Below are 14,192 nucleotides of genomic sequence, written 5' to 3'. Positions count from 1 at the left end.
CCAGGGTCCCACTGCCCGCGGCCGGGGCTGAACACGTTGCGACCCGGGACGAACGCTCCGGCACGGACGTTCTTGCAGTCCCGAAAGACCTCGTGACCGGAGGGTCTCGCGCGGCTACCGTCGAGCGATGCGACTCTTGGTGGGCACGGAGCATCCTGGCCGTCGCGATCCGGGCAACGATCCACCGGCCGGCCCGGAGCCGGGCAACGTCGTCGGGAAGGAAGCAGAGATGAGCACCGAGCAGGCAGAGGTCGTCGTCGTCGGGCTGGGCGTGGCCGGAGAAGCGGTCGGGGGCGCGCTCGCCAGGGCGGGCATGGACGTGGTCGGGATCGAGGCCGAGCTGGTCGGCGGCGAGTGCCCCTACTGGGGCTGCATCCCGTCCAAGATGATGATCCGTGCGGGGAACCTGCTCGCCGAGGCGCGGCGGGTCCCCGGCACGGCGGGGGACTCCACCGTGACGCCGGACTGGGCGCCGGTGGCCCGGCGGATCCGCGAGGAGGCCACCACCTCGTGGGACGACACGATCGCCGTCGACCGCTTCACCGACGCCGGCGCACGGTTCGTCCGGGGCCGCGCGGAGATCCTCGGCCCGGACCGGGTACGCGTCGGCGACACCGAGTACGTGGCGTCCCGGGGCCTGGTGGTCACCACGGGCACCGAACCGGTGGCGCCGCCGATCGACGGGCTCGCGGGCACGCCGTACTGGACGAACCGCGGTGCGATCGAGGCGGAGACCCTCCCGGAATCCCTGCTCGTGCTCGGCGGCGGCGCGATCGGCCTGGAGGTCGCGCAGGCCTGGGCCCGGTTCGGGGTGGCGGTCACGGTGGTCGAGGCCGCGCCCCGCATCCTGCCCCTGGACGAGCCCGAGTCCTCGGAGCTGATCGCCGGCGTCCTCGAGAAGGAGGGGGTCACCGTGCACGCCGGTGCGCCCGTCACCCACGTCGCGCACGACGGCGAGACGTTCGCCGTCACGGCGAGCGGCGTCCCCGACGCCCTGCGGGCCGAGAGGCTCCTGGTCGCCACCGGTCGCCGGCCGCGCCTGTCCCCCGGGACCCGCGCCGCGCTCGGCGCCGCGCCCGACGGCGAGCTGGTGGACGACCGGCTCCGCGTGGCCGACCGCGTGTGGGCGGCCGGCGACGTCGCCGGCAAGGGCGCGTTCACCCACGTGGCCACCTATCACGCCGAGATCGTGGTGCGAGAGATCCTCGGTGAGGACGGCCCGGCCGCCGACCACCACGCCCTTCCCCGGGTGACGTTCACGGACCCGGAGGTCGGCGCGGTCGGCCTCACCGAGGCCGCCGCCCGCGACGCGGGGATCACGGTGGCGACCGGCATCCAGCAGGCCTCGTCCACCACGCGCGGCTGGATCCACGGGCCGGGCAACGAGGGCTTCGTCAAGCTGGTCGCCGACGCCGACGCCGGTCACCTGGTCGGTGCCACCTCCGCCGGCCCGCACGGTGGCGAGGTGCTCGGGATGCTGGCGCTGGCTGTCCACGCCCGGGTCCCGATCACCGAGCTGGAGTCCATGATCTACGCCTACCCGACGTTCCACCGCGGCGTCCGGGAAGCCCTCACGGACCTGCGCTCGGCCCGCTGAGCCCCGGTCCCGGCACGCGCGGCCGGAAGGTCCGTGGTGCCGGGCAGGCGCCCACCCGATCACCCGGGCCCCGGACCAGGCCGGTCAGAGACGTCATCAGGCTGTAAGGCGCTCTCCCCGGGAGAACGCCGGTTTCCGGCGGACACTGGTCTCATGCGCCGCATACTCGTACCGCTGATCGCCAGTGCCCTCCTCGTCGCGGGCTGCGCCTCCGGGACCACCGAGACGGAGCCCGACGACGTCGGCGCCGGTCCCGAGACCCGCTCGGAGGCCCCGGCCGACGCCGACGCCTCGACCGACCCTGCCGACCCGGAGTCCGGCGACGCCGCCGAAGCCGGCTCGGGGAGCGACATCGACACGGCCGCCTGGGACTTCTCCGCCGAGACGCTGGAGGGCGGCACCTTCGAGGGTGCCTCCATCGCGGGCACCCCCACCGTGCTGTGGTTCTGGGCGCCGTGGTGCCCGACCTGCCGGGCCCAGATCCCGGCCGTGACCGGCCTCGCCGAGGAGTACGACGGCGAGGTCGAGTTCGTCGGCGCCGGCGGGCTCGCCTCCGGTGACGAGATCCGTGCGCTCGCCGAGGAGATCCCGCACGTCACCCACCTGGTCGACGTCGACGGCGTCGTCTGGCAGAAGTTCGGCATGACCGAGCAGTCGACGTTCGCGGTGATCGACGAGAGCGGGACGGTCGTCGAGGAGGGCTACCTGGACGACGGCTCGCTCGAGCAGGCCGTCGCGGGCCTGGTGGGCTGATGCCCGGCGCCGACGCCTTCGCGGTGGCGTTCGGGGCGGGGGTGGTGGCCGCCGTCAACCCGTGCGGGTTCGCGCTGCTGCCCGCGTACCTCTCGCTGTTCGTCCTCGACGAGCAGCGCTCCCGGTCCGCCGCCGTCGGCCGGGCACTGCGCGCGACGGCGGCGCTCACGCTCGGTTTCGCCGGGGTGTTCCTCGTGTTCGGTCTGGCGGTCGCGCCGGTCGCGGCGGCGGTACAGGCCTACCTGCCCGCGTTCACCGTGGTGCTCGGCCTGGTCGTCGCGGCGGCCGGGGGCTGGCTGCTGGCGGGCCGGAGCCTGCCGTCCTTCACCGTGGGGCGGGCGGGCAAGCAGGGCGCGCCGACGGCGGGCTTCGGGTCGATGACGGGGTTCGGTGCCTCGTACGCGATCGCCTCGCTGGGGTGCACGATCGCACCGTTCCTGGCGGTCGTGGTGACGGCGTTCCGCGTCGAGTCGCCGCTGGCGGGAGTGCTGCTCTTCCTGACCTACGCGGGAGCGATGGGCCTGATGGTGGGCACCGCGGCCGTCGCGGTCGCGCTGGCCCGGGGCGGCCTGATCAACCGGGCGCGCCAGGCCGGAAGCTGGCTGCCGCGGGCGGGCGGCGTGCTGCTCCTGCTCGCGGGCGTGTACGTCGCCTGGTACGGCGTCTGGGAGCTCCGCGTGCTGCACGCGGGCGCGGGTACCGATCCGGTCGTCCAGGTGGCGGCTTCCGTCCAGCGCGTCTTCGTGGACATCGCCCCGTGGATCGCCTGGGCGGGCCTCCCCCTCCTGGCCGCGGCCCTGGCCTACCTGGCGCTCCGCCGGGTGCGCCGCACCCGCGACGCCCGCCGGGACACCGCGTCCGGGGACACCGCGTCCGAGGGCGCCGCGTCCGGGGACACCGCGTCCGAGGGCGCCGCGTCCGAGGGTGCCGCGCACCCCGGGCCGGACCAGCGCCCCAGGGTGGACCGCTGAGCGCGGAGCATCGGCGGGCCCGTGCGCGTCCGGGCCACCGATGCTCCGCGCCCAACGGCGTTCAGGGGGTCACGGGAACTCGGTGACCTTCGACGGGACCGTGTCGGTGCCCGAGGTGGGCGCTCCCGTCTCGTTGATGACGTGCGCGAACTGGCCCACACCGCCCAGCGACACGGTCTGGACGTGGTGGAACTTCACGTCCGGGTGCACCGGTGTCTGGAAGCCGTGGTCCTGCACGATCGACGGGTCGGCCGAGAAGTTGCAGTAGGAGCCCAGGGCCCACGCCTCGTGCGAGGTGACGTGGTCGGCGACCTTGTACGCCGCCCACCCCACGATGCCGTCGTGCGTGATCGCCTCGGCGCTGGGGGCGTCGTAGGCCTTCTCGTTCTGCAGGAAGATCGTCCGCCCGCCGTTGCCGTTCCAGAGCACGTCGTACGTGTTGAAGTGCTCCACGAACAGCCCCGTCGCGAGGACGTCGTCGCCGTTCACGATGAAACCGACGTCCGACCGGTTGGTCTCCCAGCCGACGCCGGCCCCGTGGTCGGCACGCCAGATCCACGTGTGGTCCACGAGGACGTCGTCGCTGTTGACGACGACGGCGTTGGTCGCCAGCCCCGGACCGGCACCGCCGACGCGGGCGAACACGTCCTGCACCGTGGTGCGGTTCGCGCTGTGGTCCGCGGACGAGCCGGGCTCGCCGACCTGGAGCAGGTTCTCGGAGTTCTGCGCGCCGGCGTCGATGAGGAACCCGGCCAGCCGGACGCCGTCGACGTCGGCCACGTGCATGGCGTCGACCCCGCCGTCCGGGATGATCGTGGCCAGGCCGAGGCCGAGCACGATCGTGTCCGGGTTGCCGACCTCGATGGTCTCGTCGACGTGGTAGACGCCCGGCGTGATCAGGAGGTTGAGGCCCTGGTCGAGAGCCGCGTTGACCTCCGCGGCGGTGTGCCCTTCCCGCATCACGAAGAACTCGTCGAGCGGGATCGACTCCCCGCCCGCGTTCTCCGGCCAGGTCACGCCCCGGCTGTCGGTGCGCTCCGCGGGGTTCCAGACCGCGTAGTCGTCGCCGTCCAGGTAGAGGAACGGCTTCTCCCGGGAGATCGGCGTCGTCTCGAGCGTGGTGTACGGGCCGCCGTTCCCGAAGTCGGTCGCCGGGGCGCCCTCGACACCGGTGAACGTCATGTTCCACACGCCGTTCGTCCAGCCACCGACGGACGAGTCGCGGGTGTACCACTGCTGCTGCGAGTACGGGCCGACCTCGCCGTCGATCCGGCTGTCCGCGATGTACCCGCCCGACGCCCACCCGTAGCCGTTCGGCGCGAGGTTGAGACCGCCGGTCACGTGCATGCGGCGGAACGGTGCCGCCTGCGCGACGGCCCAGCGGTTGGTCCCGCTGACCGGGTTGACCGAGAGGTTCTCGGCAGACCGCCAGAAGTTCTGCGTGGCGTTCCCCTCGAACCAGCCGGCGTCGACCGTGAGGTCGCCGTTGAGCCGCACGTCGTCCGGGTTCAGGCCGAGGCCGGAGACCGACGTGTAGAACCCGATCTGCGCGTTGATGTCGTTGTAGGTACCCGGCTTCAGCAGGAACTGATAACGCTCCGTGCCGAACTGGTTGGACTCCATCTGCTCGAACGCCGCGTCGAACTGCGCCTGGACGTCACTCATGGAGGGGTCCAGGACGTGGACGTTCGGCCCGAGGTCGCCGCCGCCCTCGACGGGCGGCTGGGTCGAGGTGCCGTCGCCGGTGTGCACCGTGACCTCCCACAGGGACACGCCCCACTCGGTGCTGCGCTCGAGCCCGGCCACCCGTACGTACCGGCCGGTGCCCGACACGGCGTGCGTGACGTCGCCACCCGTGCCGTCCTCGACCCGCTCGATCGTGGTCCAGGACGCACCGTCGTCGGACACCTGCAGCTCGTACACGCTGGCGGCCGCGGCCTCCCAGCTCAGGTCGATGCCACAGACGTCCTGCGACTCGCCGAGGTCCACCTGCACCCACTGGTCGTCGGCGAACTCCGACGACCAGCGCGTGCCCGGGTCCCCGTCGAACGCGGCGGACGCCGGGTAGGCCGCGCTCTCGGTGGACGACGCGTCGGCGGGCCGGTCGAGCGCCGAGTTCGTGCTGGAGCAGTCGGCCGCGGCGACGCCGGCGTCCTCGGACGGCGACGCCGCCGTACCGGACGTCTCCGCCCCGGCGAGCGGCCCGGCCGTGGCGACCGGGACCAGGAGAGCGGGTGCGGAGACCAGCGCTGCCGCCAGGGCGAGCGCGATCCCCCGTGATCTGTACCTCATGGCAACTCCTCCAGCCCGCGACACTGCGAGCAATAGGTTACTTACCTGTCAGTTTGTTCACTGTAGCGGAACACTCCCCCGAGCAACACCCCCGGTCCGGGCAGGGCAAGGCCGGCGGGCAGGGCAAGGCCGGCGGGCAGGGCAAGGCCGGCGGGCAGGGCAAGGCCGGCGGGCAGGGCAAGGCCGGCGGGCAGGGCAAGGCCGGCGGGCAGGGCAAGGCCGGCGGTCATGGGCCTCGGGTCCGGCGACTGCCGCTACAGCCGGTCGTCCTGCTCCTCGCTGCGGGCGTCCGGCGGGCCGGCGGGCCGGCGCACGGCGCCGATGCGTTCCGCGAGGGCCGGGAACAGCAGCACCGACAGCACGCCCGAGAAGACCAGGGCCGCCGCCTGCGCCTCGTCGAGCGCGCCGCTCGACACCCCCGCCGTCGTGATCACCACGATGAGGGGGAGCGCGGTCGAGGCCATGGTGGACAGGGCGAGCGCCTCGCGGCGCGGGAGGTCCCGGCGGTGGAAGAGGAACGTCGGGACGCCGCGGACCACCAGGAGGAGCAGGAGAAAGATCGGCACGCCGGCCAGGACCGCCGGGTCGGAGAACAGCGACACCACGTCGAGGCCGACCCCGGTGACGACGTAGAAGATCGGGATCAGGAAACCGAACCCGATGCCCTCGAGGCGGGACCCGACGACCCGCGCCTCGGCGGGATCGCTCGACTCGAGGAAGATGTGCACCAGCAGGCCGGCCGTGAACGCACCGAGCACGGGATCGAGACCGAGCCACTCGGTGATCGCGAACAGGACGATCACCAGGAAGACGCAGAGCCGCACGGCGACCTGCGAGCTCGTGCCCAGCGTGGCCGCGACGAGGCGGCCCAGCCGGGGATGGCGGGGCTTGCGGGCGAGCCACGCCCCGGCCAGGGCGAGCGCGGTGAACGCGACGAGCACGGCGAGGGTGTGGGCCGGACGCTGGCCGCTGAGGACGAAGGCGATGGCGAGGATCGGGCCGAACTCCCCGATGGTCCCCACCGCGAGCACGCCGTCACCGAAGCGCGTGCCGGCGAGGCCGGCGTCGCGGACGAGCGGGAGGACCACGCCGAGCGCGGTGGTGGTCAGCGCGAGCCCCACCACCAGGCCCGTGTCGGTCCCGCCCACCACGAGCCCGACGGCGAGCCCCATCCCGAGCGAGACCAGCCAGCTCCAGGTCGCCCGCCGCAGGGGCCCGCCGACGACGCGCCCCACCTCGATCTCGTACCCGGCCAGGAACATGAGGAACGCCAGCCCGAGGTCGCTCAGCGCGTCGACGACGTCGGTCCTGGCCACCAGCCCGAGGAGCGCCGGGCCGAGGAGAACTCCCAGCATGATCTCGAAGACCACCGACGGCACCCGGAGCCACTTCTCGACCCGGTCCGCGAAGAACGGTGCGGCCACCGCGGCGAACGTGATCAGCGCCAGCATCATCAGACTCTGCTCGTCCACCGTCCACCCCCGTCGGCCCGCCCGTGCTCCCAGGATGCTGGCCGCGACGCCTCCCTGCCATCGCAGCGCAGCCCGGCACCCGGGCGCCGGGCTGCTGCCGTGAGCCGGGCCGAACCTTCCGGAGGGCCCCGGCTCACGGCACGGCGTGCTCCTCGCCCGCGACCTCGGCCGCGCGCAACCGGAGCGCGTGCTCGACCTGGAAGATGCGGATCGTCATCGCCTCCTGCTCGGCGAGGACCGTCTCCGCGATGGGCACCACCTCAGGGTGGTCGACACGATAGGTGCGCCCGTCGAACCGGAGGACGGCGGAGCCGGCGGCGCGGAGGTTGCGCATCCAGTCGGTGTCCGGCCCGTACGGCAGGACGACGGCGAACCCGCCGGGTACCGGGCTGGGCCCGATCGGCGTGACGTACTCGCGCCCGCTGCTGCGCCCGCGGTGGTGCAGCAGGCCCATGGTGGCGCCCGCGCTGCCCGCCGTGCGCACCTGGGCCCGGTTGGTGACGGAACGGTTGAAGCGGCGCACCACGCCCAGCATCCAGGGGTTCTGCGTGCGGATGCCGACCACGACGAAGCCCATCGCCAGGGCGAGCACGAGCAGGATCGCCGCGACGGCCGCGCCGAGGGCCGTGAGGACCCCGCTCATCGCGACCGCTCCTCGCGCACGCGGGACCCGGGCAGCACCGGGCCGTCGGTGACGCGGCCGGGCGTGCCGTCCGGGCCGGGGCCCGCGGGCCTCCGGCAGGTGGTGGGGGGCGGTGGGGCAGTACTGGTCATCGGGGCGTCCCTCGAGTCGATGTTTATCTTGTAAACATGTTTACCTTGTAAACGGGGGGCGCCGCAAGCCCCGTGAGGGTGAACCGCCGGGAGAGAATGCGAACGTGACCGAGACACAGAACCGGCGTCGTCCCCTGAACCGCGGCCGCGTCCAGGCTGCCGCCGTCGAGGTCGCCGACCGGGACGGACTGAAGGGCATCACCATGCGGTCCGTCGCCGACCTGCTCGGGGTCGAGGCGATGGCGCTGTACCGGCACGTCTCCGGCAAGAACGATCTGCTCGACTCCCTCGTGGAGGTCGTCGTCGCCGAGATCAACGACGCCTGCGACGCCCTGCCCGCGCCCGAGGACCCCGCCGACTGGCGCACCAACCTGCGCCGCCGCGTCCTGACCGCCCGGTCCACCCTGCTCACCCACCGGTGGGCACCGGCCCTCATCAGCTCCCACGGCACGATGGGGCCCGCGATGATGCGCTACTTCGACGAGTTCGGCACGATCCTGGCCGACGGCGGGTTCACGCTCGACACCATCCACCACGCCCTGCACGCGTTCGGCCCGCGGGCCCTCGGTTTCTCGCCCGAGCTCTTCGAGCCCGAGGCCCCCGCGGTGACCGAGACCGACGTGGACGAGGAGGCAGCGCTCGCCGACCTGGCCGCGCTGGCCGACGCCTTCCCCTTCCTCGCGCAGATGGCACAGCACCTCTCGCACGACGCGTCCACGACCCTCGGCTGGTGCGACGACCGGGCCGAGTTCGAGTTCGGCCTGGACGTCATGCTCGACGGCCTGGCCCGACGCCGGGACGCCTGACCCACGGAGAGACGGCGGATCCGCCCGGGCCCGCCACCGGCGGCGTTGTTAGGGTTTCTGACCATGGACGAGATCGTGGCCGAGGTCCCCGCAGCACCCACACCACGACAGACGGCCCGGGCGCTCGCCCGCGCCGAGCGGGGCGCCGCGCTGGACGTCGAGGAGACCGCGGCGCTGCTCGCCGCCACCGGCGACGAGCTGGACCGGCTGTGCGCCGTCGCGGCGCGCGTCCGCGACGCCGGCCTGGTGGAGACGGGGCGGCCGGGCACGACGACGTACTCCCCGAAGGTCTTCATCCCCGTCACCCGCCTGTGCCGCGACCGGTGCCACTACTGCACGTTCGTGGAGACGCCCGGGCAGGCCGCCCGCGAGGGCCGCGAGCCGTTCCTGTCGCCGGACGAGATCGTCGCGATCGCCGCCGAGGGCGCGGAGCTCGGCTGCCTCGAGGCGCTCTTCACCCTCGGCGACCGGCCCGAGGACCGCTGGCCGGAGGCACGCCGGTGGCTCGACGAGCGCGGCTACGACTCCACGCTCGCCTACGTGCGGGCGATGGCGGTCCGCGTCCTGGAGGAGACCGGCCTCCTCCCCCACCTGAACCCCGGCGTCATGAGCTGGGAGGAGCTGAACCGGCTCAAGCCCGTGGCCCCGTCCCTGGGGATGATGCTGGAGACGACGTCGCGCCGGCTGTACGAGACGAAGGGCCTGGCCCACCACGGCTCGCCCGACAAGGACCCCGAGGTCCGGCTGCGGGTGCTGGAGGACGCCGGGCGCCTCTCGATCCCCTTCACGTCCGGCCTGCTGGTCGGCATCGGCGAGAACCTCACCGAGCGCGCCGAGACGATCTTCGCGCTGCGCGCCACCGCCCGCCGCTACGGCGCGCTCCAGGAGATCATCGTCCAGAACTTCCGCGCCAAGCCCGACACCGCGATGCGGCACACCGACGACCTCCCGCTCGACGAGTACCGCGCGGCCATCGCGGTCACCCGAATCGTGCTGGGCCCGAAGGCCCGTGTCCAGGCCCCGCCGAACCTGGTCGACCTCGCCGAGTGCACCGCCCTGCTGGACGCCGGGATCGACGACTGGGGCGGTGTCTCGCCCCTCACCCCCGACCATGTGAACCCCGAGCGCCCGTGGCCCTCCCTGGACCGGCTGCGCGAGACCGTCGAGGAGCACGGCTTCACGCTGCGCCCGCGGCTCACGGTCCACCCGCGGTACGTCCTGCAGGGCGAGCCGTGGCTCGACCCGCGCATCAGCGCCCACGTCGCCGCCCTCGCCGACGACGACGGCCTGGCGCGGCCCGGCGTCATCCCGTCAGGGCTCCCGTGGCAGGAGCCGGACGGCGGATTCACCGCCGTCGGCCGCACGGACCTGCACGAGACGGTCGACACGGAGGGCCGCACCCACGACCGCCGGGCGGACTTCGACTCCGTCTACGGCGACTGGCAGGGCCTGCGGGACGAGGTAGCACACCGCAACGAGGCCACCTCTGCCGACCACGCCGTCGTGCGCGGCGATCGCGCTGCCACCCCGCGGGATGGCGTGGTCGACCAGGATGGCGGGGCTGCGGCAGAGGTCACGACGGCTACTGCGACGGCTGCTGCGGCAGCGGTGGCGGTGACTTCTGCGATCGGTGCCGAGGGGATGGCCGCGCTGGCGGCTGCCGAGCGGGATCCGGGCGGTTTGTCCGACGAGCACGCGCTGACGCTGATGACCGCCGAGGGCGAGCTGCTGGACCGGGTGTGCGGGCTCGCCGACTCGCTGCGGCGCGAGACCGTCGGCGACGACGTCACCTACGTGGTGAACCGGAACATCAACTTCACCAACGTCTGCTACGTGGGCTGCCGGTTCTGCGCGTTCGCGCAGCGCCGCACCGACGCCGACGCCTACTCGCTGTCCCTGGACCAGGTCGCGGACCGGGCCGAGGAGGCCTGGGGGCTCGGCGCCACCGAGGTGTGCATGCAGGGCGGCATCGACCCGCAGCTTCCGGCGACCGGATACTTCGACCTGGTCCAGGCGATCAAGCAGCGGGTGCCGGACATGCACGTGCACGCGTTCAGCCCGATGGAGATCGTGAACGGCGCCTCGCGCACGGGGCTGAGCTTCGAGGACTTCCTGATCAAGGCGCGCGAGTCGGGCCTCGACACCATCCCCGGCACGGCGGCGGAGATCCTGGACGACGACGTGCGATGGATCCTCACGAAGGGCAAGCTGCCCACGAGCACGTGGGTCGACGTCGTCTCCACGGCGCACCGGGTCGGGCTGCGGTCGAGCTCGACGATGATGTACGGGCACGTCGACCACCCGCGGCACTGGGTGAAGCACCTGCGCGTGATCTCCCGCGTCCAGGACGAGACGGGCGGGTTCACCGAGTTCGTGCCGCTGCCGTTCGTGCACAACAGCTCACCGATCTATCTCGCCGGCGTCGCCCGCCCCGGACCGACCCTGCGGGACAACCTCGCGGTCCACGCGATGGCCCGGATCATGCTGCACGGCCGCATCGACAACATCCAGACGAGCTGGGTGAAGCTGGGGGTCGACGGGACGCGGGCGATGCTCCGGGCCGGGGTCAACGACGTGGGCGGGACGCTGATGGAGGAGACGATCTCCCGGATGGCGGGCTCGGAGCACGGCTCGGCCAAGACGGTCGCGGAGCTCGAGGAGATCGCTGCCGGCATCGGCCGCCCCGTGCGCGAGCGGACGACGACGTACGGGCGGACGTCAGACCGCCCTGTCCCACGGGGCGCGGGCCGAGCCTGACGTCCGCGCGCCGTCGACCGCCTACGGCCTGCCGACCCGCTCACCGTCGACGTACAGCTCCATGTCGGCGCTCTTCTCCGGCCAGAAGCAGACCAGCCCGGTGAGCCGCGTCGACTCGGGCAGCGGCGTGTCGTACCCCCAGACCACGTCGGAGAGCTCCGTGCCCCCGGCGTCGACGGTCCAGTACGACGCCTCGCCCTTGTACGGGCAGTGGCTCGTGGTCTCCGTGGGGGTCAGCAGGTCCATCCGCACGTCGACCCGCGGCAGGTAGTAGCGGGGAGCCAGCCCGGTCTCGGTCAGGACGACCGGCCGCCGCGACTCGGCGACCACCTCGCCGCCCACCACGACACGGACGTGCCGGCTGGACGGCAGCGCGTCGGTCCGCACGTACGGGCTGCGCGGGTGGGTGTGCATCACCTCGTCCTCCTCCAGCCAGGTGTCGAAGGACGACCAGGTCAGGGCGTACGCCTCGCGCATCGCCTCGACGGGGGCCTCCGGGTACCGGCGTGCCGCCGCCGGCAGCGTGCGCTCCCCGACGACGACGTCGAACAGCTCGCTGGGCCCCAGCGCCTTGGACCGCGGGCCCTTCGTCCCGGAGGGGCGCACCTCGACCTCCAGGTCCTGCGGCGCGAAGAAGTGCTGCGGGTAGTAGGGGTGCTCCCAGACCAGCAGGGGCTCCACGGCGTCGACCACGAGGTCGCCCTCGGAGAAGGCGCGGATCCTGGTGCGGCCTCGCTGCACCGTTCCCGGGGTGATGGCGAACGGGTTCTCGACGATCTCGGACATCTGGAGGTCACCTCTCGCTGCGAACTGGCTACCGGGAGCCCGGAGTGCCCGGACCCTTCACCATCAGAACCCGGCGGGCCCGTGCGGTTGTTCCTGCCACGTCGGCAGGTAAGCACCTCGTAAGAGCCGCCTGGTCACGCCAGGCCCCGCCCAGCCCTGCCGCCGCGCTCACCGGCGAGGCTCCCAGCGGAACATCCGGGACGCGAGCGCGACGGACACGACCACCCAGCCGAGCGTGGGCCCCAGCAGGAACAGCGAGTCGGCGAGCGGGACGCCGCCGTTCCAGGCGTTGACGACCAGCTCGGTGGCCGAGCCGCCCGGCAGCAGGCGCTTGAGCAGCGCGAGGTCCTCGGTCCCGGTGAGACCGATCCAGCTGGCCACGACCACGACTCCCAGACTCAGCGGCAGGGCCGTGACCTGGGCGTGCTCAGGAGAGTTCGTGACGCCTGCCGTGGCGATCCCCAGGGCGAGCATCATCGCGAACGTCGCCGGCACGGCGACGACGAGGAGCGCGGGGTCGGCGGGCCCGCCGCTGAGCGCCCCGAGGACCGCCAGGACGAGACCCACCTGGACCAGCGAGATGACGCTGACCGGGAGCACCAGGCCGGACAGGATCGCCGCGTCCCCGGCGGCGGTGGACCGCAGCCGCTTGAGGAACAGGTTCTGGCGGCGTGCGGCCAGGGTCGTCACGGTCGTGGAGTACAGGCTGAACGCGGCGATGGTGAACACGATGATCGCGCCGATGTAGCCGAGGCTGCCGAGGCTCTCGAACGTGTCGCGCCGGTAGATGAAGAAGGCGCTGGCCGCCACCGGCATGACGAGGCTGGTGACGAGCACGGCCCGGTTGCGGAGGATCTGGGTCAGCTCGCTGCGTGCGATGGACAGCATGGTCGCGGGTTCCCTTTCTCGGGAGGGCCGGGGACCGGCCCGTGCGGATGGTGCGGAGAGTGGTTCAGAGCGCCGGCTCGGCGTGCGCCGGCGGGGCGTCGATGGAGCGGAAGACGTCGTCGAGCCGCGTGGGCGCCGCGGACAGGCCGCGCAGCTCGACCTGGTGGGCGGCCGCCCAGTCGAGCAGGTGCTTGAGGTCGGCCTGGAGGTCGAAGGTCTCGATGACGTAGGACCCGTCGGCGACCGGTGCGGACTGCACCGGCGGAGCCGGGGACCGGGCCGGCAGGGAGAACCGGATGGCGGCGGGCAGGGTCCGGGTCAGCTCGGACACCGTGCCCTGCAGGTGGAACTCCCCCTGGTGCATCAGCCCGACGCGGTCGGCGCGCTGCTGCGCCTCCTCCAGGTAGTGGGTGGTCAGCACGATGGTGGACCCGTCGCCGCGCAGCTGCTCGACCGCGTCCCAGAGGGCGTCGCGGGACTGGATGTCCAGCCCCGTGGTGGGCTCGTCCAGGAAGACCAGCTCGGGCCGTCCGTGGACGGCGGTGGCGAAGTCGAGCCGCCGCTTCTCCCCTCCGGAGAGCTGCGCCACGCGGGTGCCGGCCTTGCCGGCGAGGCCGGCGACGGCCAGCAGGCGGTCCACGGTGTCGGTACGGCCGGTGAGCCCGCCGATCAGCCGGACGGACTCGGCGACGGTGAGGTCCGGCGCGAACCCGCTCTCCTGGAGCATGATGCCCACCCGGGGCCGGACCGTGCGCCGGTCGGTGGGGCTCGCGCCGAACACGCGGACGGTGCCGGCCGAGGCCGTCCGGTGGCCTTCCACCACCTCCAGCGTGGAGGTCTTGCCCGCCCCGTTCGTGCCCAGGAGGGCGTACAGCTCCCCCTGTTCCACCTGGAACGAGAGGTCCTTCACGGCGTGGAAGTCGCCGTAGGTGACGTTGAGTCCGGCGACGTCGATGACAGGTGTCGTGGTCATGCCTCCCATCACACGTCGCGCGGCCCGTACCGCCCAGTGCGACCGCGTCACCTCCCGGCGGTGACTTCCGGACGGGCCGACCCATGACGTGGCGTCACTGGTGGGCGGAGCCGCGGCGGCAAT

General features: G+C 73.0%; 12 protein-coding genes. 5 read left to right on the top strand and 7 right to left on the bottom strand.

Annotated features, from left to right (window positions below; all coding sequences use genetic code 11):
• The first annotated feature begins 127 nt into the window (after nt 1-127).
• The 3 genes from ACYU96_RS16710 to ACYU96_RS16700 all read left to right on the top strand — a co-directional run bounded on the left by ACYU96_RS16710 (nt 128) and on the right by ACYU96_RS16700 (nt 3,321).
• On the top strand, nt 128-1,597 hold the full coding sequence (locus ACYU96_RS16710) for a dihydrolipoyl dehydrogenase family protein (protein WP_460755987.1): 1,470 nt from the start codon (nt 128-130) through the stop codon (nt 1,595-1,597).
• Nucleotides 1,598-1,750: 153 nt separating this feature from the next.
• Entirely contained in the window at nt 1,751-2,350 is a 600-nt protein-coding gene (locus ACYU96_RS16705) for a TlpA family protein disulfide reductase (protein ID WP_460755984.1), read from the top strand.
• On the top strand, nt 2,350-3,321 hold the full coding sequence (locus tag ACYU96_RS16700; protein WP_460755981.1) for a cytochrome c biogenesis CcdA family protein: 972 nt from the start codon (nt 2,350-2,352) through the stop codon (nt 3,319-3,321). Before ACYU96_RS16705 ends, ACYU96_RS16700 begins: the two co-directional genes overlap by 1 nt.
• 69 nt (nt 3,322-3,390) lie before the next feature.
• Here the strand turns inward: ACYU96_RS16700 and ACYU96_RS16695 are convergent, their stop codons facing one another.
• From ACYU96_RS16695 to ACYU96_RS16680, 4 genes are all read right to left on the bottom strand, one after another.
• Nucleotides 3,391-5,613 carry a discoidin domain-containing protein gene (locus ACYU96_RS16695; RefSeq protein ID WP_460755977.1) on the bottom strand — a complete coding sequence of 741 codons (2,223 nt, stop codon included), beginning with the start codon at nt 5,611-5,613 and terminating at the stop codon, nt 3,391-3,393.
• A 254-nt stretch (nt 5,614-5,867) separates the two neighbouring features.
• Nucleotides 5,868-7,085 carry a cation:proton antiporter gene (locus tag ACYU96_RS16690; protein ID WP_460755974.1) on the bottom strand — a complete coding sequence of 406 codons (1,218 nt, stop codon included), beginning with the start codon at nt 7,083-7,085 and terminating at the stop codon, nt 5,868-5,870.
• A 133-nt stretch (nt 7,086-7,218) separates the two neighbouring features.
• Entirely contained in the window at nt 7,219-7,728 is a 510-nt protein-coding gene (locus ACYU96_RS16685; protein ID WP_460755972.1) for a nitroreductase family deazaflavin-dependent oxidoreductase, read from the bottom strand.
• Nucleotides 7,725-7,859 (bottom strand): hypothetical protein, encoded by a 135-nt coding sequence (locus tag ACYU96_RS16680; protein ID WP_460755969.1) that lies wholly within the window; start codon nt 7,857-7,859, stop codon nt 7,725-7,727. Before ACYU96_RS16680 ends, ACYU96_RS16685 begins: the two co-directional genes overlap by 4 nt.
• Before the next feature lie 104 nt (nt 7,860-7,963).
• Here ACYU96_RS16680 and ACYU96_RS16675 point away from each other — a divergent pair, with 104 nt between their 5' ends.
• Nucleotides 7,964-8,665 carry a TetR/AcrR family transcriptional regulator C-terminal domain-containing protein gene (locus ACYU96_RS16675; RefSeq protein WP_460755966.1) on the top strand — a complete coding sequence of 234 codons (702 nt, stop codon included), beginning with the start codon at nt 7,964-7,966 and terminating at the stop codon, nt 8,663-8,665.
• A gap of 63 nt (nt 8,666-8,728) precedes the next feature.
• Nucleotides 8,729-11,422, top strand: coding sequence for a bifunctional FO biosynthesis protein CofGH (locus tag ACYU96_RS16670; RefSeq protein WP_460755963.1), 2,694 nt, complete (start codon nt 8,729-8,731; stop codon nt 11,420-11,422).
• A gap of 21 nt (nt 11,423-11,443) precedes the next feature.
• Here ACYU96_RS16670 and ACYU96_RS16665 read toward each other — a convergent pair whose 3' ends face one another.
• The 3 genes from ACYU96_RS16665 to ACYU96_RS16655 form a co-directional block, all read right to left on the bottom strand.
• The gene (locus ACYU96_RS16665; protein WP_460755961.1) at nt 11,444-12,208 is read right to left on the bottom strand and encodes a DUF427 domain-containing protein; all 765 of its coding nucleotides are present in this window, start codon (nt 12,206-12,208) and stop codon (nt 11,444-11,446) included.
• 168 nt (nt 12,209-12,376) lie between these two features.
• Nucleotides 12,377-13,096, bottom strand: a complete 720-nt coding sequence (locus ACYU96_RS16660; RefSeq protein ID WP_460755958.1) for an ABC transporter permease — start codon at nt 13,094-13,096, stop codon at nt 12,377-12,379.
• Between the two features lie 64 nt (nt 13,097-13,160).
• Nucleotides 13,161-14,069: an ABC transporter ATP-binding protein gene (locus ACYU96_RS16655; protein ID WP_460755956.1), complete on the bottom strand. Its 909-nt coding sequence runs from the start codon at nt 14,067-14,069 to the stop codon at nt 13,161-13,163.
• Nucleotides 14,070-14,192: the final 123 nt, after the last annotated feature.

Source organism: Myceligenerans cantabricum (assembly GCF_054777735.1).
The sequence above is the reverse complement of the archived record's forward strand: the minus strand, read 5'-3'. Positions and strand labels throughout refer to the sequence as shown.